This is a genomic window from Pseudoduganella lurida (assembly GCF_007830455.1).
Classification (GTDB): Bacteria; Pseudomonadota; Gammaproteobacteria; order Burkholderiales; family Burkholderiaceae_D; genus Rugamonas; species Rugamonas lurida.
The window spans coordinates 228,408-249,994 of record NZ_VLLB01000005.1; the positions used below are offsets into that span (position 1 = coordinate 228,408).

General features: G+C 68.8%; 18 protein-coding genes. 13 read left to right on the forward strand and 5 right to left on the reverse strand.

Going from position 1 to position 21,587, the window contains the following annotated elements; translation table 11 throughout:
* Window positions 1–5: 5 nt before the first annotated feature.
* The 8 genes from IP91_RS26705 to IP91_RS15825 all read left to right on the forward strand — a co-directional run bounded on the left by IP91_RS26705 (window position 6) and on the right by IP91_RS15825 (window position 7,509).
* Window positions 6–479, forward strand: coding sequence for a prepilin-type N-terminal cleavage/methylation domain-containing protein (locus IP91_RS26705; protein ID WP_145650039.1), 474 nt, complete (start codon window positions 6–8; stop codon window positions 477–479).
* A 322-nt stretch (window positions 480–801) separates the two neighbouring features.
* On the forward strand, window positions 802–2,013 hold the full coding sequence (locus IP91_RS15800; protein ID WP_229474507.1) for a GGDEF domain-containing protein: 1,212 nt from the start codon (window positions 802–804) through the stop codon (window positions 2,011–2,013).
* Between the two features lie 145 nt (window positions 2,014–2,158).
* Window positions 2,159–2,899: a c-type cytochrome gene (locus IP91_RS15805; RefSeq protein ID WP_503826404.1), complete on the forward strand. Its 741-nt coding sequence runs from the start codon at window positions 2,159–2,161 to the stop codon at window positions 2,897–2,899.
* Between the two features lie 8 nt (window positions 2,900–2,907).
* Window positions 2,908–4,206 carry a c-type cytochrome gene (locus tag IP91_RS15810; protein WP_371860625.1) on the forward strand — a complete coding sequence of 433 codons (1,299 nt, stop codon included), beginning with the start codon at window positions 2,908–2,910 and terminating at the stop codon, window positions 4,204–4,206.
* A gap of 10 nt (window positions 4,207–4,216) precedes the next feature.
* Window positions 4,217–4,384, forward strand: a complete 168-nt coding sequence (locus tag IP91_RS26255) for a hypothetical protein (protein WP_199754612.1) — start codon at window positions 4,217–4,219, stop codon at window positions 4,382–4,384.
* Between the two features lies 1 nt (window position 4,385).
* Complete coding sequence (locus tag IP91_RS15815; protein ID WP_145650041.1) at window positions 4,386–4,928, forward strand: cupredoxin domain-containing protein; 543 nt, start codon at window positions 4,386–4,388, stop codon at window positions 4,926–4,928.
* 52 nt (window positions 4,929–4,980) lie between these two features.
* Window positions 4,981–6,603, forward strand: coding sequence for a cbb3-type cytochrome c oxidase subunit I (locus tag IP91_RS15820; RefSeq protein ID WP_145650258.1), 1,623 nt, complete (start codon window positions 4,981–4,983; stop codon window positions 6,601–6,603).
* Window positions 6,604–6,723: 120 nt separating this feature from the next.
* Window positions 6,724–7,509, forward strand: coding sequence for a c-type cytochrome (locus IP91_RS15825; protein ID WP_145650042.1), 786 nt, complete (start codon window positions 6,724–6,726; stop codon window positions 7,507–7,509).
* A gap of 142 nt (window positions 7,510–7,651) precedes the next feature.
* Here IP91_RS15825 and IP91_RS15830 read toward each other — a convergent pair whose 3' ends face one another.
* From IP91_RS15830 to IP91_RS15845, 4 genes are all read right to left on the reverse strand, one after another.
* On the reverse strand, window positions 7,652–8,815 hold the full coding sequence (locus IP91_RS15830; RefSeq protein ID WP_145650043.1) for a branched-chain amino acid ABC transporter substrate-binding protein: 1,164 nt from the start codon (window positions 8,813–8,815) through the stop codon (window positions 7,652–7,654).
* Window positions 8,816–8,908: 93 nt separating this feature from the next.
* The gene (locus tag IP91_RS15835; protein WP_145650044.1) at window positions 8,909–10,780 is read right to left on the reverse strand and encodes a sensor domain-containing diguanylate cyclase; all 1,872 of its coding nucleotides are present in this window, start codon (window positions 10,778–10,780) and stop codon (window positions 8,909–8,911) included.
* Window positions 10,777–11,214 carry a type 2 periplasmic-binding domain-containing protein gene (locus IP91_RS15840; protein ID WP_145650045.1) on the reverse strand — a complete coding sequence of 146 codons (438 nt, stop codon included), beginning with the start codon at window positions 11,212–11,214 and terminating at the stop codon, window positions 10,777–10,779. Before IP91_RS15840 ends, IP91_RS15835 begins: the two co-directional genes overlap by 4 nt.
* 7 nt (window positions 11,215–11,221) lie before the next feature.
* Window positions 11,222–12,514, reverse strand: a complete 1,293-nt coding sequence (locus IP91_RS15845; protein WP_145650046.1) for a hypothetical protein — start codon at window positions 12,512–12,514, stop codon at window positions 11,222–11,224.
* Window positions 12,515–12,944: 430 nt separating this feature from the next.
* On the opposite strand from IP91_RS15845, the gene IP91_RS26640 reads away from it, so the two are divergent.
* Window positions 12,945–13,079: a hypothetical protein gene (locus IP91_RS26640; RefSeq protein WP_259772462.1), complete on the forward strand. Its 135-nt coding sequence runs from the start codon at window positions 12,945–12,947 to the stop codon at window positions 13,077–13,079.
* Between the two features lie 30 nt (window positions 13,080–13,109).
* Here the strand turns inward: IP91_RS26640 and IP91_RS15850 are convergent, their stop codons facing one another.
* Entirely contained in the window at window positions 13,110–15,431 is a 2,322-nt protein-coding gene (locus tag IP91_RS15850; RefSeq protein WP_145650047.1) for a coiled-coil domain-containing protein, read from the reverse strand.
* 190 nt (window positions 15,432–15,621) lie between these two features.
* On the opposite strand from IP91_RS15850, the gene IP91_RS15855 reads away from it, so the two are divergent.
* From IP91_RS15855 to IP91_RS15870, 4 genes are all read left to right on the forward strand, one after another.
* Window positions 15,622–16,152 (forward strand): ElaB/YgaM/YqjD family protein, encoded by a 531-nt coding sequence (locus tag IP91_RS15855; RefSeq protein WP_145650048.1) that lies wholly within the window; start codon window positions 15,622–15,624, stop codon window positions 16,150–16,152.
* Between the two features lie 116 nt (window positions 16,153–16,268).
* Window positions 16,269–17,168, forward strand: a complete 900-nt coding sequence (locus IP91_RS15860; protein WP_229474509.1) for a hypothetical protein — start codon at window positions 16,269–16,271, stop codon at window positions 17,166–17,168.
* 125 nt (window positions 17,169–17,293) lie between these two features.
* Window positions 17,294–19,708 (forward strand): catalase, encoded by a 2,415-nt coding sequence (locus IP91_RS15865; RefSeq protein WP_145650049.1) that lies wholly within the window; start codon window positions 17,294–17,296, stop codon window positions 19,706–19,708.
* 194 nt (window positions 19,709–19,902) lie between these two features.
* Window positions 19,903–21,576 carry an MFS transporter gene (locus IP91_RS15870; RefSeq protein WP_145650050.1) on the forward strand — a complete coding sequence of 558 codons (1,674 nt, stop codon included), beginning with the start codon at window positions 19,903–19,905 and terminating at the stop codon, window positions 21,574–21,576.
* Window positions 21,577–21,587: the final 11 nt, after the last annotated feature.

Here is a 21,587-nt window from a genome sequence, read left to right on the forward strand (position 1 = left end):
ATCTCATGCCCCTCCCTCGACCTCGCCAAACCCCCACCCAACGCGGTTTCACGCTAATCGAACTAATCGTCGTCCTGGTCATCCTCGGCATCCTGGCCGCCACCGCGCTGCCGAAGTTCGTCAACCTCGGCAGCGATGCGCGCCGGGCGGCTGTCAAAGGGGCGCGCGGCGCGCTGGCGACGGTCAGCGCCATGGCACGTGGCAAATCGCTGATCTCTGGCTCCCAGAACGCGGCGGTGGACATGGATGGCACCAGCGTGGCGATGGTCAACGGCTACCCGTCATCCGCGGTCACCACTGCCACGGCGGCCGGCCTGATCGCGGAGGAGTGGACCATCACCGTCAATGGCCGTGACCTGCACGTGTCGCCGAAGAGCGCGGCCACGGCGTCGACCTGCCGGGTGACCTACTCGGAAGCAGTGCTGGCAAGCGGCGTGTTCACGCCTGCCGCATTAACGCTTGTCGATACCGGCTGCTGAGCAACATCTCCCGGCACCCGACCTGGCAGCGTTGCCGGCTTTTTCGTCCAGCCTGAACATCAAACCACCTCCCAACCGGGCCCCACAAGCGATGGAACTTGCGCCGAACAGCGCGCGCACCGCCTTCGTTCGTTCCGGCACCAACGCCGCCGTTTTTCAGCGTTGTCGTCAAGATGTGGACCTTTGCGTCCAATAATCGTGCGTACGCGCAACTTTCGCCGAAATTCTGTCTCGAAGTGTGAGTTTCTGTGAGATAAATATTGGGTAGCATCAATTACAATACTCGATTGCCCTGGACATGGGGCCTGGTACAGGAGGAGCGGTGTCATTTCCGGTAAGCGACGCGGCCTTCGCGATTTCTCCCCTGACGGCGGAATTCAGGGACAGGACAGTGGAGGCGCACTTCAGCCACCACCTGCTTCCTCAGAGCAAGGCCCAGCTGCGAATGACCGTGATGTTCTGCGCTTCGTGCTTCGTCCTGTTCGGCATCACGGATGTGATGTCGCTGGGCTGGAACGAAACGACGATGCTGCTCGTGGCGTGCCGCATCCTGGTTTTCTTCATCGCTGCCGCCGGCTGCGTCGTCAACTACCTGCATCCCCATTCGGTCGGCAAGGCCTACCTGACGGCCAGCGTGACCGAGATCATCTGCCTGCTGGCCTTTGCCCTGGCGGTCGTGTCCCGGCCGGCCGAACTGCCGTGGCACGCGATGGCCATGTCCATCATGGTGCTCGTCATCTACCTGTACATCCCGAACCGGCTGATCTACGCGATCGCGATCGCGATCGTCTCCACCATCGTGTTCGTCATCGTCGCACTGATCCTGGACCGGCTGAAGGGCGAGGAGATGCTGACGATGACGATGCTGCTCACACTTGCCAACGGCTTCGGCTGCATCGCCGCGCGCCGCTACAGCCTGATCCGGCGCGAGGAATTCCGCGTGCAGTCGGTGCTGAAGAACCTGTCCGAGCGCGATCCGCTCACCGGCTGCCACAACCGCCGCTACCTGCAGCAGGAACTGCTGAACATGGAGCTGTCGCGGGCGCGCCGGTTTCGCCTCAGCCTGGCCGTGATCGTGTGCGACATCGATTACTTCAAGTCCGTCAACGACAACTATGGCCATCCGGCCGGTGACCGGGTGCTGGTGGCGTTCGCGAACATGATGCGCGGGATGATCCGGGAGAACGTCGACAGCCTGATCCGCTTCGGCGGCGAGGAGTTCCTGCTGGTGCTGCCGGAAACGGACCTGGCGGGCGGCATGCACCTGGCCGAGCGCATGCGCGCGGCGCTGTCGGCCATGTCGACGCAGGTGGCGCCCGGCGAGCACGTGGGCGTGACGGCCAGCTTCGGCGTCACCGCCGTCAACTTCGCCACCGTTTCCGCGCGCTTCCCGCAGGAGGCACTGATCGAGCTGGCCGACCAGTTGCTGTACGCCGCCAAGAACGGCGGCCGCAACACCGTCAGGGCGCTGGACTTCCATGGCCGGCAGGGCGTGCACGCGCCGCGCCGCATCGGCAACGGCACCACCAGCTGACGCGGCCGGCGTCGCGCCGGCGTCACATTAGCGTCACACCTGCCCAATGGCAGAGGCACTGCCATTCCACGCCGTGCTACCTTGGTATTTCATCGTCGTCCGCTTCGCGTTCCAGCACGCCCGTGCCTGACAGGAGGTCGCCACAGTGGAAGCCGTTCGCCCGGTCCTGTTGCGGGTCTGCCGCGTCGTACTGGTGGCCACGCTGCCTGCCACAGCTTGGCTGAACGCCCCTGAGGCGCGCGCGCAGGCGCCTGCCGCCGAACGTGCGCCGGACACGTTGGAGGAGCGCGTGCGCGCCTGCATCGGCTGCCACGGCGTGCAGGGGAGAGGGGTCGAGAACGTGTACTTTCCCCGCCTGGCCGGCAAGCCCGCCGGCTACCTGTACAACCAGCTGGTGGCCTTCCGCGATGGCCGCCGCAAGTACGTGCCGATGAATTACCTGCTGGCCTACCTGCCCGATCCCTACCTGATGCAGATGGCGCAGCACTTCGCGCGGCTCGATCCGCCGCCGCTGGCGCAGCCGGCCGTCGATCGTCCCGCGCAGCAGCTGGTGGACGGGCGCCGCATCGTCACGCAGGGCATCCCGGCGCGGAAGATCCCGGCCTGCGCCAGCTGCCACGGCGCAGGCCTGGGCGGACGCGAACCGGGCATTCCCGGCCTCCTTGGCCTGCGCGCCGATTACGTGAGCGCGCAGCTGGGTGCGTGGCGCTACGGCCTGCGCACGGCACTTGCGCCGGACTGCATGCAGGTGATCGCGGCCAGCCTCACGGAGCCGGAAGTGGCGGCCGTGTCGGCCTGGCTCGCGTCCTTGCCGGTCGATCCCGGCGTGCGGCCGGCGAAGACGGGCGGTGCGCTGCCGATGGGCTGCGGCAGCCAGGCACGCTAGGAGGCGGCATGCACCTGCTGCGACCCTCCCGCCTGCCCTTGCCGGTACTGCTGGCCGCCTCGCTTGCCGGGCCGATGGCGCAGTTGGCCATGCCCGCAGCCGCGCAGGCCCGCCCACCGGCCGCGGCACGGGCACCGGCAGCGGCCCTGCTGGAGCGGGGCCGCTATCTCGCCCAGGCCGGCGACTGCATCGCCTGCCACACGCAGCCCGGCGCGAAAATCTTCTCCGGCAACCGGCCGATGCCCACGCCCTTCGGCACCCTGTACGCGCCGAACATCACGCCGGACGTGGCCACCGGCATCGGCCGCTGGAGCGCGGACGATTTCTACAGGATGATGCACACGGGCCGCGGCCGGGACGGCAAGCTGCTGTACCCGGCCATGCCGTTCGCCAGCTACACGAAGGTCACGCGCGCCGACTGCGACGCGCTCTTCGCCTACCTGCGCTCGGTGCCGCCGGTGCGGCTGGCCACCCGCGAGCACGACCTGCGCTTCCCCTACAACAACCGCAACCTGCTGATCGGCTGGCGCACGCTGTTCTTCAGCGAAGGCGAGTACCGGCCGGACAAGGGGCAGTCGGCCGAATGGAACCGCGGCGCCTACCTGGTCGAAGGGCTGGGCCACTGCGCCATGTGCCACACGCCGATCAACGCACTGGGCGGCTCGTCGCAGGAACAGGCGTTCCGCGGCGGCCTGATCCCCATGCAGAACTGGTATGCGCCCTCGCTCACGTCGAACCGAGAGGCAGGCCTCGGTACCTGGGAGATCCGCGATATCGTCGACCTGCTGCAGGCGGGCGTGTCGCAGCGCGGCACCGTCTACGGGCCGATGGCGGAGGTCACCTACAACAGCCTGCAGCACCTGAGCGATGCCGATATCCGCGCCATGGCGGTGTACCTGAAAAGCCTGCCCGCGGACCAGCCGGCGCAGCCGTCACCGGCCAATGCGCCGCAGCGCGCGGACGTGAGCCAGCTGTTTGCCGAAGGCCGTGGCCTGTACGCGCAACAGTGCGCCAGCTGCCACGGCGCGGCGGGGAAGGGCAAGCCGCCGCACTATCCGCCGCTGGCGAACAACCAGTCGATCATCATGACGTCCGCCGTCAACCCGGTGCGCATGGTGCTCAATGGCGGCTACCCGCCGGGCACGCGCAGGAACCCGATGCCGTACGGGATGCCGCCGTTCGCGCACGAGCTGACCGATGCGCAGGTCGCCGCCGTCGTCACCTACATCCGCAACGCGTGGGGCAATCGCGCCGGGGCTGTCGGCCCGCGCGATGTCAACGCGCTGCGGTCCGCCACCGTCGACTAGGAGAGAGCAGATGTTCACCGAACCGGACGAGTCTTCGGACCAGCAGGCCCGCGTGGAGGCCGTCGTCGCGCGCGGGCCAGCTGGCGCGTTTGCCGTGGCCGGTGCTGCCGTCGCCATCGTGCTGGCCCTGTGGCTGGCGTTCTACCTGTTCGTGTTCCTCGCACGGGGAGGGGCCTGAGATGGACGGCCACGCCATGGCGGTGGGCGCCGAGCGCCGCTGGGCGGTGGTCACGGGCGCCATCATCCTGTTCCTGACGGGGATGCTGGCATATATGAGCCTGCACTGGGCAACCATGCCGCCGGCGCGCATGGAGACCATCGATCCGGCCACGCTGCACCTGTCCGGCGAATTCGTCGAGGCCAACCTGGGCACGGCGCGCGAGGCGGATGGCGCCGTCACCGTGCGGCTGCTGGCGAGCCAGTATGCGTTCACGCCGCAGTGCGTGCTGGTGCCGCGCGACACGCCGGTGCGCATCCGCGCCACCAGTTCCGATGTCGTGCATGGCTTCTCGGTGGCCGGAACCAACGTCAACATGATGCTGGCGCCGGGCTATGTGTCGCAGTTCGCCACGCGCTTCCAGCGGGGCGGCGAGTTCCTGATGCCGTGCCACGAGTTCTGCGGCATCGGCCACGCGGCCATGTGGGCGAAGGTGCGGGTGGTGGAGCCGGCGGCGTTCGCGGCGGCGCTGCAGGGCGGGAGGGCCAGCTGTGTCGGACCTTGATCCCGCTGTCGGGCCGCGAACGGGGTTGCCCGCCGACGCGCGCACCGATCCGCTGTTGTCGTCGCGCCGCCTGGTGCTGTGGCACTTCTGGGTCGCGTTCATCGCCTTCTTCGTCGCGCTGCTGCTGGGCGAGTGGCAGATGTACGTCCGCAGCCCGCTGCGCGACTGGATCGGCAATCCGGAGCTGTACTACCGCTCCGTCACGGCACATGGCACGGCGATGGGCTATGTGTTTCCCACGCTGGTGGCAATGGGCTTCGGCCATGCGATCGTGGCGCTGTCGCTGAAGCAGCCGCTCGTCGGACGGCGCTGGGCCTGGGCCGGTTTTGCCCTCGTCGTGCTGGGCACCGTCACGGCGATGGTGCCCGTGTCGATGGGACTGGCGTCGGTGCTGTACACGTTCTATCCGCCGCTGGTGGGCAATCCGTTCTACTACATCGGCGTGGTGCTGGTGGTGGCCGGTTCGTGGATCTGGGTGGCGCTGATGGCGGTGAACCTGCGTGTGTGGCGCAAGGCCCATCCCGGCGCGGTGGTGCCGCTGCCGATGTTCGCCAACTTGGCCGGGGCCTATCTGTGGGCGTGGACGTCGCTGGGCGCCGCCATCGAGATCCTGTTCCAGATCCTGCCGGTGGCGCTGGGCTGGCGGCACACGATCGATGCGGGCCTGGCGCGCGTGTTCTTCTCGTGGACGCTGCATGCCATCGTCTATTTCTGGCTGATGCCGGCCTATATCGCCTTCTACACGCTGGTACCGCGCGCGATCGGCGGGCGGCTGTACAGCGACACGATGGCGCGGCTGTCGTTCGTGCTGTTCCTGGTGTTCTCGATGCCGATCGGCGTGCACCACCTGTTCCAGGATCCGCAGGTGGGGTCCGGCGTGAAGTTCCTGCATGCCGTCTTCACGGGCATGGTGGCGGTGCCGACGCTGCTGACGATCTTTACCATCACCGCGTCCGTGGAAATCGCCGGACGGCTGCGGGGCGGCACGGGACTGGTCGGCTGGGTGAAGCGGCTGCCGTGGCACAACCCGATGATGCTGGCGCTGGCGTTCTCCTTCGTGCTGCTGGGCTTCGGCGGCGCCGGTGGCCTGATCAACATGAGCTACCAGCTCGACTTCGCCATCCACAACACGCAGTGGATCACGGGGCACTTCCACCTGATCTTTGGCGGCGCGATCGTCATCATGTATTTCGCCGTCGCCTACGACCTGTGGCCGCACCTGACGGGCCGCGAACTGGAAAACGGCCGTGCAATCCGCTGGCAGCTGTGGCTGTGGTTCGTGGGGATGATCGTGCTCACCTTCCCGTGGCACGTGGTCGGCATCCTCGGCATGCCGCGGCGGATGGCGTATTTCGACTACGCCGATCCGGCCATCGCGCCGCAGGCCATCACGGTCATCATCACCTTCCTCGGCGGGCTGCTGCTGGTCGTCTCCGGGCTGCTGTTCCTGCTGGTGCTGGCGCGCGGCCATCGCGGCGCCACCGTCACGCTGCCCGAATTCACGTTCAGCCGGAGCGCGCATGCCGAGCACACGCCGGCCGCGCTGAACGGCTACGGCATCTGGCTGGCGCTGATGATCGGGCTGTCGGTCGTCAACTACGGGTACCCCATCAGCCAGCTCATGCTGCTGCCGCAGACGTCCGTGCCGGCGGTGCCGATCGGCGGACCGCCATGAGCGCATTCTCTTTTCGGAATAGCTGGCGCTCGGGCAGGGTGCCGTCGGGAGGGCCGCCATGAGGACGTTCCCTTCCGGACGTGGCTGGTGCGGGGATGGGGTCCCGTCGGGAGGGCCCCCATGAGCGAACGGACCTTCTCGCTGAAGAACCGCTGGTTCACCGGCAGCGTGCTGGCGGTGCTGGCGATCGCCCTCGTCGCTGCGCTGATCGGTTTCGTGTGGATGCCGCGTGCCCATGCGCGCGATGCGCTGGCCGGCATGTGGGAATCGATCTGCCGCGCGGCTGGCGTGCCGGTGCCGTACACGGGTCCCGGCCTCGACATCGACACGGCGCAGCGCTCCACCGGCGTGATCGTGATGGCGCAGATGATGGCGCCGGCGGACGGTGCGTCGATCGGCCGCGGCGCCACGCTGGCGATGCGCTGCACGATGTGCCACGGCGCGCGCGGCATGAGCCCGGCCGGTTCGCCGCACCTGGCCGGACAGCCGGCCGCCGCCACCTACAAGCAGCTGCGCGACTACCGGTCCGGCCACCGCGCCAGCGCCATCATGCGTCCCCTGGTCGAAGAGCTGTCCGACGCCGACATGCGCGACCTCGCCGCCTACTACGCCTACCTGCCGCGCGAACGGCTGGCCGATCCGATCGACCAGTCCACGCCGCGCCTGGTGCGCCACGGCGACCCGCTGCGCAACGTGGGCGCCTGCGCTTCCTGCCACGCGGTCGAGATCCGCAAGCCCGCCTCGCCGTGGCTGGACGGCCTGCCGGAATCCTATCTGCACCAGCAGCTGCTCGCCTTCCGCAACGGCACCCGCCACAACGACGTCAACGCCCAGATGCGCAACGCCGCCCGCCACCTCACCGACCAGGAAGTCGCCGACCTCGCGCGCTACTACGCAGCCCGGTGATCTAAGGCCGAGCCCGTGTCCACCTTGGGGGTGGAGCAGGGAATTCGCGAAATATATTTCGCGCCTGCGCAACGGAGCTGCCTTGCAAGGCAGCTCTCCTTCCTGACCCCAAAATCGGACACGGGCTGGACCGTGGGGCGTATCAGTAGCTGGTGATGGCCACCGGCTGCCCGCCCTTGAAGGAGAAAATCGTGACCGGCGAGGATTTCATGTCGCCCTTCGCGTCGAAGGCGTAGGTGCCGGCGACGCCCTGGTAGGTGCCGGCGGAGATGGCAGCGCCCACCTTGGCGGGGTCGAGCGAGTTCGTCTTCTGCATCGCCTGGGCGAACAGGTTGGCGGCGTCGTAGTAGGAGGCGGCGTAGACGTCCGGCTCGGCGTTGAAGCGCTTCTTGAACCTGGCCTTGAAGGCCGGGCCGCTGGCGGCCTTGTCGAGCAGCGCGCCGCCCTGCGAGCACAGCACGTTGGCGCCGACCGCATCGCCACCCAGCTTGCCCATTTCGGACGTGCAGATGGTGTCGCCGCCCAGCAGCTTGGCGTTGATGCCCAGCTGGCGGATCTGGCGTGCCATCGGGCCGCCCTGCGGCGCATAGCCGCCGAAGAAGATGGCTTCCACGTTCTTCGATTTCAGCGTGGTGAGGATGGCGGTGAAGTCCACGGCCTTGTCGGTCGTGTACTCGTGCGCGACGACGTTCATGCCGGCCGCGCGGGCGCTCTTCTTGAATTCCGCCGCCAGTCCCTGGCCGAAGGCGGTGCGGTCGTCGATCACGGCCACCGTCTTGAGCTTCAGTTCCCTGGCCGCGTACAGCGCCATCTTCGATCCCAGCTGCGTATCGCTGGCGTTCACGCGGAACAGGTTTTTATAGCCCTGTTGCGTGAGCTTCGGATTCGAGGCCACGCTGGCCACGACCACGCCACTGCCCGCATACACGCGGGAAGACGGGATCGCCACGCCGGAGTTGTACGGCCCGACCACGTACTTGACGCCGCCGTCGGCCAGCTTCTGCGCCACGGCCACGCCGGCTTTCGGGTCGCCCTGGTCGTCCTCGGACACCAGTTCGAACCTGATCTTCTTGCCGCCGACCGTGACCGGCTTCGCGTTCAGATCTTCCAGCGCGAGACGCGCGCCGTTTTCGTTGTCCTTGCCCGAAAACGCCTGCGCGCCGGACAGCGGGCCGCTGTGGCCGATCTTCACCACCGTCTCCTGCGCCAGCGCGGACGATGCCAGTGTTGACGATGCCAGCGCAATGGCGCCGAGGCCCGCGAGCACGGTGCGCAGGCAATGGTGCTGGTTCTTCTGATTGTTCATGGACTGCTCCCGTCATGGTCGAGTAGCGTGGATTATCCACGTTTTCGTCCCGGCCGCCAGCCCTGCGGCATGCAGGGAAGGAGCAGGGCGCGGCTAGTCCGCCACGGCGGCATTCATGCCGGGCTGGTAGAACTGGAAGTTGTGCTTGCCCAGCTCCTTGGCGTGGTACATGGCGGCGTCGGCGTTCGTCATCAGCGTGCGCGGATCGTCGCCGTCGCGCGGGTAGACCGCCACGCCCATGCTGCAGCCGACCGAGGCGGCCTGGTCGCCGATCTGCACCGGCTCCGCCACGGCCGACAGGACGCGTTCGAGCAGCGGGCCGATGGCCGGCACGCTGTCTGCCACGCTGTCCGCCACATCGGGCAGCAGGATCACGAATTCGTCGCCGCCCAGCCGGCCCAGCGTCTGGCCCGGGCCCAGGCAGGCCTGCATGCGCTGGCCGATCACCTGCAGCAGCACGTCGCCGGCCTGGTGGCCCAGGCTGTCGTTGACCGCCTTGAAGCCGTCCAGGTCGATGAAGGCCAGCGCCAGGTGCGTGCCGCCCCGCTGCGCCTCGTGCACGGCCGCGTCGAGGCGCTCGCGGATCAGGCTGCGGTTCGGCAGGCCTGTCAGCTCGTCGTGCTGGGCCATGTGCCGTGCGCTTTCCTCGGCCTGCTTGCGCTCCGTGATATCGCGCACCATCAGCACCGCGCCATCCTGGACCGGCACGATCTGGCGCTGCAGCCAGCGGCCCGTGTTCGGTCCGCTGCCGGCCTGCCATTCCGTTTCCACCGCCACCTTGCCCGTCACCACGCGGGCCAGTTCGTCGTACATGCCGTTCGTGCGTGAATAGGGCAGCAGTTCCACGAGCGGCCGGCCCCGCTGGGCGGCTTTCGGCACGCCGGTGAGCAGCTCGGCGCGCCGGTTGCTGTCCTCCACCAGGAAGTCCGCGGCGTGCCCGTCGTGGCCGGCCACGCCGCGCAGCACGAACACGGCATCCAGGCTGGCTTCCGATGCGGCCTGGTAGGTCTCCTGCGCGCGCCGCTCCCGCCGGCGGGCCTTGGCGAGCTGCCAGGACCAGGCGCTGATCAGTGCCACGACCACCAGCAGCAGCGCGCTGGCCGCCGAAGCCGCCAGGATGTAGGTCCTGCGATGCTGTTCGAACGCGGCCATCTGCTCGTCGGCGGCCAGGCCCACCACCGCCGTGAGCGGGAAGCCATGCAGGCGGTGCGCGCCGCCGTAGCGCACCACGCCGTCCGGTGCCGTCGCACGCGGCGTCAGCACGTCCAGTCCATCGATCGCGAAGCGCCCGCCGGCCGACACCTTGTCGCCGATGCGCACCGAGCGTGCCGTGCCGTCGTCGCCCACCAGCGCGAGCAGTCCCCGTTCGCCGGCGCGCGAACGTTCGTAGGCGCTGGTGAAGTACGCCGGATCGACGGCGACGATGGCCACGCCGGCAAACCGGCCGCTGCCGTCCTTGATGCCGCGCGTGAAATACAGCAGGGCCTCCTGTCCGGCCACGGCGTGGATCGGCGCACTGACGAAGGACGCTCCCGCCTTGCCGGTCGCATGCGCGGTGAAATAGGCTTCCTGCGAAATATCGGGTGCCGGGGTGGGTGGATTGCTGTCGACGATGCGGCCGTCGCGGTCGCTCACGCTCACCTGGAACAGCAGGCCGGGCGGCAGCAGGCCCTGCGTGCGCAGCGCGGGCAGGGCGGCGCGCGGGCCGTTCATCTGCACCGAATAGGCCACCACCTTCAGCGTCTGGTCGATCGCGGTCAGGCTGCGCACCATCTGCGCTTCGTAGGTGTCGAGCTGCTCGCGCGTCGCATCGCTGGCCGCATTGCGGGCCGCCTCGCGCTCCACGTCCACGAAATGCAGCGTGGCGATCCAGATCGCGGCCAGCGACAGCAGCGCGAACAGCGGCAGCGCGACGTACGTCTCGAGCGTGCGCGCGAAGCGGCCGAACCGGCTGCCGGGTGTCACTGCACCACCAGGACCGCGCGCACGCTCGGGTCGAGCAGGCTGCTGTCGATGTAGCCGATGGCCGCCGGGTCGCCGGCCACGCGGCGCCGGATGGCGGCACCATCGGGCAGTTCGGCGGGCGGCTGGCCGCGGCCGGTGAACACCAGCTTCGACCAGTGCGCCTTGACCAGGGCCCGGTTCTTGTTGGTGAGGCGCAGGTAGAACTGGTCGCGCAGCGGCGAACCGATGGTCTGGTCGAGGGGCGCCGCTTCGGTGCCGTCCGGCAGGCGCGTGGTCTGGCCCAGGAAGATCGCGGCGGCCTGGTCGGCACGCAGCGTCGTCACGGGACTGGTGGACGACACGATGACCACCAGGTCGAACGCGGCGGCGGGAACGGCAGCCGCGACGGCGCCGAGCAGGAAGGCTGCGCGCAGACAGGCTGAAGGCTTGAGCATGCGCATCCTAGTAAACGAAATCGACGGTGACACTGCCGACCTGGAAGGCGCGGCCCTGGCGGAAGGCCGGTGTCGTGTTGATCAGCGTGCCGCGCGAGCCGGCCAGCGGCTTGACCCGGTCCAGCTGCAGCTTGAAGGCGACATTGTTGTAGGCATCCCAGCGCACGCCGATGGCGGTGGAGGTCTGGTGCGGCGCCGCCTGCAGCAGGCTGCGCAGGCCGGCGTTGAGCGCCGCCGTCTGCGCGGCCAGCACGGGCGGCAGCCCGGCCAGCGGCAGGCCGGCATCCGCGGTCGAGCCGGCGGGACGCACGCCCGACACGGTGGCATACGGGGTGAGCGCATGCCAGCGCCAGCCGGCGGACAGATAGGCGTTGCTGATCTCGCCCAGCAGCGAATGGGTGGTGAGGTGGCCCACCTCGCCCATCACGAACCAGTTGCCGGGATCGTAGTTGACGCCCACGTTGAGCAGGGTGGCCTGCTTGTGGTCGACCGCGTAGCGCGACGTCAGCGCCTGGCCCGCCGGGCCGAACCGGTCGAGGATGGCGAACAGTCCGCTGCCGATATTGGTCGTGATCTCGCCGCGCATCATATTTACCCGCACGTTGAGGGCGCCCCAGTCGCTGGAGTTGGACAGGCCGAGCAGCTTGCGGCCATACGCTTCCAGGGGCTCGGGCACGGCCACCTTGTCGTGGCCCACGAACACCTGCGAGATATTGCGCACCGGACCGAACTCCCAGTGGAGCGTGGCATCGACGCCATCGCTGCTCGACAGCGGCAGGCTCGCATAGCCTTCCACGGGCGGGCGCACCCAGGGGTAGGCATAGCCCACCTTGCGGTAGTCGGCGGTCAGGAACATCGGCAGCGCGATCCGGCCGATGCGCAGTGCCAGGTCCGGCGTGGCCTGGTACTTCACGTTGGCCCACTCGACCTGTGGGCGGTAGCCGTGTTCGAGCCGCTGCTCGCTCACCAGCTGGATCACCGCCGACCAGCGCCGGTCCAGCTTCACGTCCAGCTGCGCGCCCAGGCGGCTGTCGACATCGGGGCTCCAGGACCGCGTGGCACCGGCGCCCGACCGTTTCAGCACCGAGGTGTTGTAGTCGGCATCGCGCGACGTGCTGTGGGCGGCGCCCAGCGTGCCGAAGCCCGACACCGCCCAGCTGCTGGTGCCATCCGTGCTGCCGTCTTCCTCTGCCTCGACACCGGTCGGCGACGCGGCCGGCTGCTGCGCGTGCGCGCTGCCGGCCAGGGCGGCAAGCAACAGGGGAATGGCCCAGCGGTGGGCGGGATGAGGGCTCGGCATGTGCGTCTTGAGTGGCGCCCGCCCGGCATGCCGGAACGGATCCGGAATGCCGCGCGGGCTATAAGTTGTCCTGAACATCGCCGCAAAGTCCGGCGGGGGCGCTCGACTTTAATGGGCCCGGCGAAAGATGTCGACAGTTTTTGACGCGTGCGGGTATCAACTGACCATATTGTTGCCGTAAGCCAACGAAAGTTGTCTTCGTTTCAGTACGGCGGATGCTGTTGATCGCATGCTTGCGCCGAATGCTGCCGCTGCCCGCTCCGGGACGCCAAGACCATTCCGGGGCAGGGCGAGGCCACGCGGGATGGAATGCCAAGGCGGCCAGCTCGCAGGAAATCGCCCTGGACAAGGGGATGACAGTGATGACGAACCTTGATGACGAACCTTGATGACGAACCTTGAAGACCAGCCGTGAAGTCGAGCCGTGACGATGAGCCGTGAAGACGCCCTGAACCCGCAGCCATGCGGCGGGCGCGCGTGGGCGGGCCCGTGCACCGATCCGGAAGTGGCGGCGGCGCTTGCGGCTGCCGCCGCGGGTCCCCGGGATGCCGCCGCCGGTCCCTGAGCTGCCGCCGCCGGACCGTGATTTCCCCCATTACACCGGCGGCACCGTCCCCGTGCGCACGACCGGCCGTACCGCCGGATTGAGTTCCTCGCGCGGCGCCGCCCCACCGCCGCCGCCGCCACCGCCACCGGCAATGCCGCCGGCCAGGTGCTGCGCCGCGATGGCTGCCGCGATGGCAGGATCGGCCGAATTCGGTGGCGGTGGGGCGGCGCCGGGCGTTCCGGCAGAACCGGGTGCCGGTGCCGCTGCGGTTGCCGGTTCCGTCCCGGCCGGCAGGCCGTTGGCCGTGGTGCCCGTGGCCGTTGGCGTGCCGCCTGCCGTGGTGCCGGCCGCCGGATTGGCCGGGGTGGTGAGCGATGCCTGCGCCGCCGCGGCCGCATCGGCGGCCACCGCGGCATTGCCCGCCGTGGCCGCGCTGGCGGCGATCTGCGCATCGGCCGCGGCGCCGGCGGCCGCCTGTTCGTTCGCCAGACCCGTGGCCGTCGTCGCGCCGGCCGTGGTACCGAAGCCCGCGGCCGCTGCGGCCTGCTGGGTGCGCAGTGCCGTGCGCTGCTGCTCCAGCGTGGCTTCCGCCCGTGCCGTGGCCTGTTCCTGCAGGGCACGCAGGGCATCCTGCTGGCGTCCCGTCTCCGCTTCCGCCAGCTCGGCATTGCGCTGCGCCGTGGTGGCCTGCTGTTCGACGGCGAGCTGCATCGCCGCGCGGCGCGCCTGCTGCAGCCGCTGGTCCAGCAGCGCTTCTTCCTGGTTCGCCGCCAGTTGCCCGCTGGCCGTGCGGCGGGCCGCCAGCAGCTGGTCCTGCGCCACGCGGTCGGCCTGCGTGAGCGCCTGCTGCTGTTGGACGGTGCGCTGGTCCGCGGTGTTCTGGTCGATGATGTTCTGGTCGCTCCTGCGCGCGGCATCGAAACGGTCCGCCAGCTGCTGCGCGGCGGCGTCTTCTTCCCGGGTGGTGTCCAGCTGGCGGGCCGCGGCGGCGCGCGCTTCCTGCAGCCGCTGGTCCTGCGTTACCGTGTCCTGTTGCGCAGCCAGCTGGGCATTGGCGGTTTCGCGCGCGATCGACAGCCGTTCGTTGGCCTGGCGTGCCTGCTGTGTCAGTGCGGCCTGGCTGACGGCGCTCTCCTGGGCCGCCAGGCGCTGCGCATCGATGCGGGCCTGCTCGGTACGGATTGCGTCGTCGCGCTGCGCCTGCAGCTGGCGGTCGGCGGCCAGGCGTTCCGTCAGCGCCGTCTGGTCGCGCAGCGCCTGGGCGCTGGCTTCGAGCGCTGCCCGGTTGGTGGCGGCGCGTTCCAGGGCCAGCTGCTGCGCGCGCGCGTCGGCGTTGGCCTGGTCGATGGAGGTGGTGGCGGCCGGCGGCGTCTGCACCGTGTTCACGGCCGCGGCGCCCGGTGCATTGGTGAGGTTCTGCGCCGGCGGCTGCACCTGGTCGCGCACCGCCTGCGTGGCCGCTTCCGTCTGCGAGGCCGTGCGCGTGCCGGGATCCTGTTCGTTGACATTGAGGTTGCCGGCACCATTGTCATTGGCCGGGCCGATGGCGCCGCTGGCGCTGTTGCGGGCCTGCGCGGCCGTCAGCTCGGCGGCCTGGTTGTTGACGAAGGCGGCCGGCGTGCCGGAGCCGGCGATCAGCGGCGCTTCCGGCGATCCGGCCGTGCCCTGGTCGTTGTCGGCAGCGCTGGTGGCGTTCTGCTGGCTGGCCTGCACGGTGCTGCTGTCGCGCAGCGCGTTCTGCAATGCGGCGTCGCTGATCGCGCTGGGCGGCAGGCCGCTGGTCTGCGGCGTCTGCAGGGTACTGCCGCCTTGCCCCGCGATCTCCTGTTGCTGCGCCAGCGCACCGCCCGCCGCGTCGAAGCTGCCCGCCGCGCGCGTCAGCGTGTCCAGCGTGCCCTGGCGGTCCGTCTGGAACGCGGCCAGCAGCCGTTCGCTGTCCACCGACAGGATGTCGCCGGCATCGGCCAGCAGGGAAGGGGAGAGGTCGATGCCGATCTGCGCGAGCGCCGTACGCTGGCCGTCGAACGCCTGTGACAGGCCATTGGCCAGCGCCGAGGCCGTCATCGGTTGCGAGGAGGGCGAGGTGAGCGTATCGATCGCCCGGCCCACATTGAACGCTTCGACCAGTTCGCCGGCCGCGGTGCCCAATTCATCGAGGTCGGCACGCGGATCGCGCCCGCCGGCGGCCGCCGCCAGCTCGCCCAGCCGTTTCTGCGACAGGGCCAGCGTGCCCATGAACTGGCCCAGCGACGACACGGCCACGTCCGAACTGGGCGCCACGGCCTGCTCGGCCCGTGCCGCGCTCACGCTGCCCATATTGAAGAGCGGCGACATGCCGGACGGTTCGGAAACGGACGAGATCGGGAACATGGCGCACCTCGGAGCAAAACCCCACCTTGCCACAAAGCGCGCCTCGGCGGCGCCCGCCGTGCGCACGGCGGGCGCGCAGATTGATTCCACGGTCGCGTAACACATTGTTAAGTGCCGCACTGTGAAGGGGCGGTCCGGGGTCTATTGTTGTTCACGCAAGCCTTCATTCACCAACACAGAGGATCCGATCATGGACAACGACAAACAGAACACGAACGCAACCGGCACCGTCACCCCGATCGGCAACGGTACCCGCAACGACGCCCACAACTCCATCGACAAGGCCGCCGACAAAGTCGCGGACAAGGTCCAGCCGGCTGCCGACAAGGCCGCTGCCACCGCGCACGCCGCCGTCGACAAAGCCGCCGAGAAAGTCCCGGCCGCTGCCGACAAGGTGCACAGCACCGTCGACAAGATCGCCGACAAGGTGCCCGGCGCCGTCGACAAGGTGCACAGCACCGTCGAGAAGCTGGCCGACAAGGTGCCGGCCGCTGCCGACCGCCTGGTGGACAAGGCCCATGAAACCGTCGACAAGGTCACCGACACCGCCAACGATGTGTCCGGCCGCCTGAGCCAGAAGGCCGCCGACCTGAACGTGGCCTACCAGAAGATCGCCGAAACGGGCCGCGGCTACGTGCGCAACAGCCCGGCCACGTCCGTGCTGGTCGCCCTGGCCGCCGGCTTCGCCGTGTCGAAGCTGCTGGGTTCGCGCCGTCACTGATCCGATCTGCCATACCGCCCGCCATCGCTGAGGTGGCAAGGGAGACCCGGCCATGTGTCCTGCGACGCATGGCCGGCTCGCGTTATGGCGCCGAAAATATAGAGAAGGGGAAATAGATGATCACATCCGGAAATACCGTCGGCACGTCCGGCATCGCGGCTGCGGAGCTGTCGGCCGCCGCGCCCGCGTCCGCTACGTCCTGGGGCGCCATCATTGCCGGCGCGCTGGCCGCCGCGGCACTGTCGTTCATCCTGATCATCCTGGGCCTCGGCCTGGGCCTGTCGTCCGTGTCGCCGTATTCGTACAACGATGCGCCGCTGGGTACCGCCGCCATCGTCTGGCTGGCCTTCACGCAGCTGGCCGCGGCCGGCATCGGCGGCTACATGGCGGGCCGCCTGCGCACGCGCTGGGCCGGCGTGCATACCGATGAAGTCTACTTCCGCGACACGGCGCATGGCCTGCTGGCCTGGGCCGTTGCCACGCTGCTGACGGTGGCCCTGCTGGCCGGCGGCGTGCGCGCTGCCCTGAGCGGCGCGATCGATGCCGGTACCGCGGTGGCCGGTGCGACGGCAGCCGGCGCCACGGCTGCCGGCAAGGCTGCAAGCAACGGCGACGCAGGTCAGGGCGTGGCCAGCTACTACGGCGACATGCTGCTGCGCGGCGACGGCACGGCTGCGGCCGGCGACGACGGCACCCGCGCCGAAGTGAACCGCATCGTCACCGCGGCCCTGCAGGGCAATGCGCTGCCCCCGGACGACCGCCAGTACCTGGCCACCATCGTGGCCAAGCGCACCGGCATCGCCCAGCAGGACGCGGAACGCCGCGTCGACGACGTGTACAACCGCACGACGAAAGCCGTCGCCGATGCGAAGGCCAAGGCCAAGGCCGCGGCGGAAGAAGCCCGCAAGGCTGCCGCCCACTCCGCCCTGTGGATGTTCGTGGCCCTGCTGCTGGGCGCGTTCGTTGCCAGCCTGGCGGCCACCTTCGGCGGCCGCCTGCGCGACCGCATCAACTAATCAGTACCTAGACAAGGAGACTCACATGCGCTCGATTCTTTTGTGGATGCTGGGTGTGCCGCTGCCCATCATCATCCTGATCGCCCTGTTCCGATAACTGTTCAACCTCTGACGAGAAAACGCAAATGACCAAACCAAAGAAGGGTAACGGCGTCGACGGCGCCGGTTCGATCCTGTCCACCGTGAGCGGTCCGTCCACCGCCACGCCGCCCGCTTCGCTGGGCAACGGCAATCCGCAAGGCGACGTGCTGCTGGCCAAGCAGGCCGGCGGCATGGACCTCGCCGCCAAGGTTGGCTACAACGCCAACAAGGCCGGCGAATATGGCGATGCCGCGCGCACGCCGCAGCCCGGCCAGACGGCCAAGCCGGATGCCGACATCGTGACCGCCAGCACGGCCGTCGAGAACGTCGCGTCGCCAAAGACGGGCAGCGGCCAGCCGCCGATCGGTGTCAACAACACCATCGCCCCGCTGGACCGCGTGCGCGCCGATTCGAACGACCGCGTGCTGACGACCAACCAGGGCGTGCCCGTCGCCAGCAACCAGGATTCGCTGAAGCAGGGCCTGCGCGGCCCCACGCTGATGGAAGACTTCATCCTGCGCGAGAAGATCACGCACTTCGACCATGAGCGCATTCCCGAGCGCATCGTGCACGCACGCGGTTCGGCCGCGCACGGCTATTTCGAAGCGTACAAGGACCTGTCGGACATCACGCGCGCCGCGCCGTTCCAGCAGGCCGGCAAGAAGACGCCCGTGTTCGTGCGCTTCTCCACCGTGGCCGGCGAACGCGGTTCGACCGATACGGCGCGCGACGTGCGCGGCTTCGCCGTGAAGTTCTACACGGACGAAGGCAACTGGGACCTGGTGGGCAACAACATCCCCGTGTTCTTCATCCAGGACGCGATGAAGTTCCCGGACCTGGTGCACGCACTGAAGCCGGAGCCGCACAACGCCATGCCGCAGGCGGCCAGCGCGCATGACACCTTCTGGGACTTCGTCTCGCTGATGCCGGAATCGATGCACATGCTGATGTGGGCCATGTCCGACCGCGCCATCCCGCGCAGCTACCGCACCATGCAGGGCTTCGGCGTGCACACCTTCCGCCTGGTGAATGCGGCGGGTGCATCCGTGTTCGTGAAATTCCACTGGACGCCGCTGCAGGGCACGCACTCGCTGGTGTGGGACGAAGCCGTGAAGATCAGCGGTGCCGATCCCGACTTCCACCGCCGCGACCTGTGGGAAGCGATCGAAGCGGGCGAATTCCCGGAATGGGAACTGGGCCTGCAGGTGTTCACGGAAGAACAGGCCGACAGCTTCCCGTTCGACGTGCTCGATTCGACCAAGCTGGTGCCGGAAGAACTGGTGCCCGTGCAGCCGGTCGGCAAGATGGTCCTGAACCGTAATCCGGACAACTTCTTTGCCGAGACCGAGCAGGTGGCCTTCTGCACCGCGCACATCATCCCGGGCATCGACTTCACCAACGATCCGCTGCTGCATGGCCGTATCCACTCGTATGTGGACACCCAGCTGTCGCGCCTCGGCGGTCCGAACTTCCACGAGATCCCGATCAACGCGCCCGTCACGCAGGTCCACAACAACCAGCGCGACGGCATGCACCGCCAGACGATCAACCGCGGCCGCGTGTCGTACGAGCCGAATTCGCTGGGCGGCGGCGTGCCGTACCAGGCCGGTACGGCGGGCTTCACCAGCTACCCGCAGACCGCGGTCGGCGAAGACAAGGTGCGCGGCCGGCCGGAACTGTTCGCCGACCACTACTCGCAGGCGCGCCTGTTCTATCACAGCCAGACGCCGGTCGAGCAGGCGCACATCGTGGGCGCCTTCCGCTTCGAGCTGACGCGCGTGACGGTGCCGGCGATCCGCGTGCGCACGCTGGCGATGCTGGCCAACGTGGATGCCACGCTGGTCAACGCGGTGGCCGATGGCCTGGGCCTGGAAGTGCCGGAACCGCAGCCGCTGGCCACCACGCGGCCGCTGCACGACTACGAGCCGTCGGCGGCGCTGTCGCTGCTGGCCCGTCCGGGCAGCACCGGCGTGCACACGCGCCGCGTGGCGATCCTGGTCGGCAACGGCACGGACCTCGATGGCGCCCGCGCGATCTACGCAGGCCTGCTGGCCGATGGCGCCGTGCCGCGCTATGTCGGCCAGAAGCTGGGCAAGATCACTGGAGCCGCGGGCGACACGCTGGACGTGGAAATCACGCTGGAAGCCGGCCCTGCCGTCATCTACGACGCGATGGTGATCCCGGGTGGCGAGGCGGCTTCCGCCGCGCTGGCCATGGATGCGCATGCGCTGGAGTTCGTGCGCCTGCAGTACCGCCACTGCAAGCCGATCATGGTGGTCGATGGCGGCGGCAACCTGCTGGCCAAGGCCGACATTCCGGCCAACCTGCCGGACGGCACGCCGGATCCGGGCATCATCGGCGCCACGCCGGCCGATGCCGCCGCCGCGCTGACCGCGTTCAAGCTGGCCATCGCCGGCCACCGCGTGTGGGTGCGCGAGACCGATCCGCCGATGGTGTAATCCGCCGTTAGCATCGCGCAGCAGGGCCGCTCTCCGCAGGGAGGGCGGCCCTGCTGCATTGTGGCGGACCGGGCTCCGGCTCTGCCATAAGCACCGGTTCCCCTGCCGGCAGCCAAGCGGGCCCGAAGATGGCGCCCGCCGGTGCTATGCTCATCCTGCTCGTCATCACATCGTCATTCAATTTTTCATCACGCATGGACGTCTACGCTCCCCAGGCCTGGAAGCCGCACGAACGCCCCAATCTGCCGGGCTCCCCGTCCACGCCCCTGCATTCCACGCCGCGCCGCATCGCCTACCTGATCGTGGGCTTCATCGTGGCGATCACGGGTGGCCTGGGCAATGCGCTGGTCTCCGTCAACCTGCTGTATGCGCAGGGATCGCTGGGCGTGTTCCAGGCGGAGATCCAGTGGCTGCCGGCCGCCTACGTGATGGCCAATGTCTCCATGAACCTGCTGCTGGTGAAGTTCCGCCAGCAGTTCGGCCTCCGGCTGTTCACCGAACTGTTCCTGGTGCTGTATGCGATCGCCACGCTGGCCCACCTGTTCGTGCACGGGCTGGGATCGGCGATCTTCGTGCGTGCGGCCAGCGGCGTGTGCGGCGCCGCGCTGACGGTGCTGGGCCTGTACTACACGCTGCAGGCGTTTCCTGCCCAGCACCGCCTGAAGGGCGTGGTGCTGGGCGTCGGCTTCTCGCAGCTGGCGCTGCCGGTGGCGCGGCTGTTCTCCACCGAGCTGCTGGAGATCGCCGAATGGCGCGGCCTGTATTCGTTCGAGCTGGGCATGGTGCTGCTGTCGCTCGGCTGCGTGCTGCTGCTGAAGCTGCCGCCGGGCGACCGCATCCGCGCGTTCGAGAAAATGGACTTCCTCACGTTCGCCCTGTTCGCGCCGGGCGTGGCGCTGCTGTGCGCCGTGCTGGCGATGGGCCGCGTGTACTGGTGGTTCGAAACGCCGTGGCTGGGCTGGTGCCTGGTCGGCGGCATCATCCTGTTTACCGCCGCCGTCACGATCGAGCACAACCGCCGCAATCCGCTCCTGAACATCCGCTGGCTGACGACGGCAAACATGGTGCGGCTGGCGCTGGCCGTGCTCCTGATCCGCATCGTGCAGTCGGAGGCCACCGGCACCGTCGGCTTCCTGCAGGCGCTGGGCCTGCAGAACGACCAGATGCGGGGGTTGTGGCTCGTCACGCTGGTGGCCAGCGTCGCCGGCATGGCGGCCAGCGCGCTGACCATTTCGCCCGGCCGCATCAACGTCTCGCTGATGTTCTCGCTGGTGCTGATGGCGATCGGCGCCTGGATGGATTCGCATGCCACCAATCTTACGCGGCCCGCGCAGATGTACGTCAGCCAGGCGCTGCTGGCGTTTGCCGGCGTGTTCTTCATCGGCCCCGTGTTCGTCTCCGGCTTCGGCGCCATCATCGCGCAGCCGAAGAACCTGATCAGCTTCTCGCTCATGTTCTCCATGACGCAGAACCTGGGCGGCCTGCTGGGTTCGGCCATCGTCGGCACCGTGCAGGTGCTGCGCGAAAAATACCATTCCAGCCAGCTGGTGGAACACCTCACGCTGATGAACCCCCTGGTGGCGGCGCGCGTGCAGTCGGGCGGGGCGGCCTATGGCGGCACGCTGATGGACCCCACGCTGCGCAGTGCCGAAGGCGTGGCCGTGCTGGGCGCGGCGGCCACCCGCGAAGCCAATATCCTGGCCTACAACGACGTGTTCCTGCTGATCGCCATCGTGGCCGTCGGCACGCTGGCGTGGATAGTGCTGCAGCACCTGTGGCAGCTGTTCACGGCGCGCCGCGCCGCCGCGCCCGTGCAGAACGCCCAGACGGGCATGGCCAAGGTCTCACTTAACAACTCCGGATCCTGATAAAACGAGCA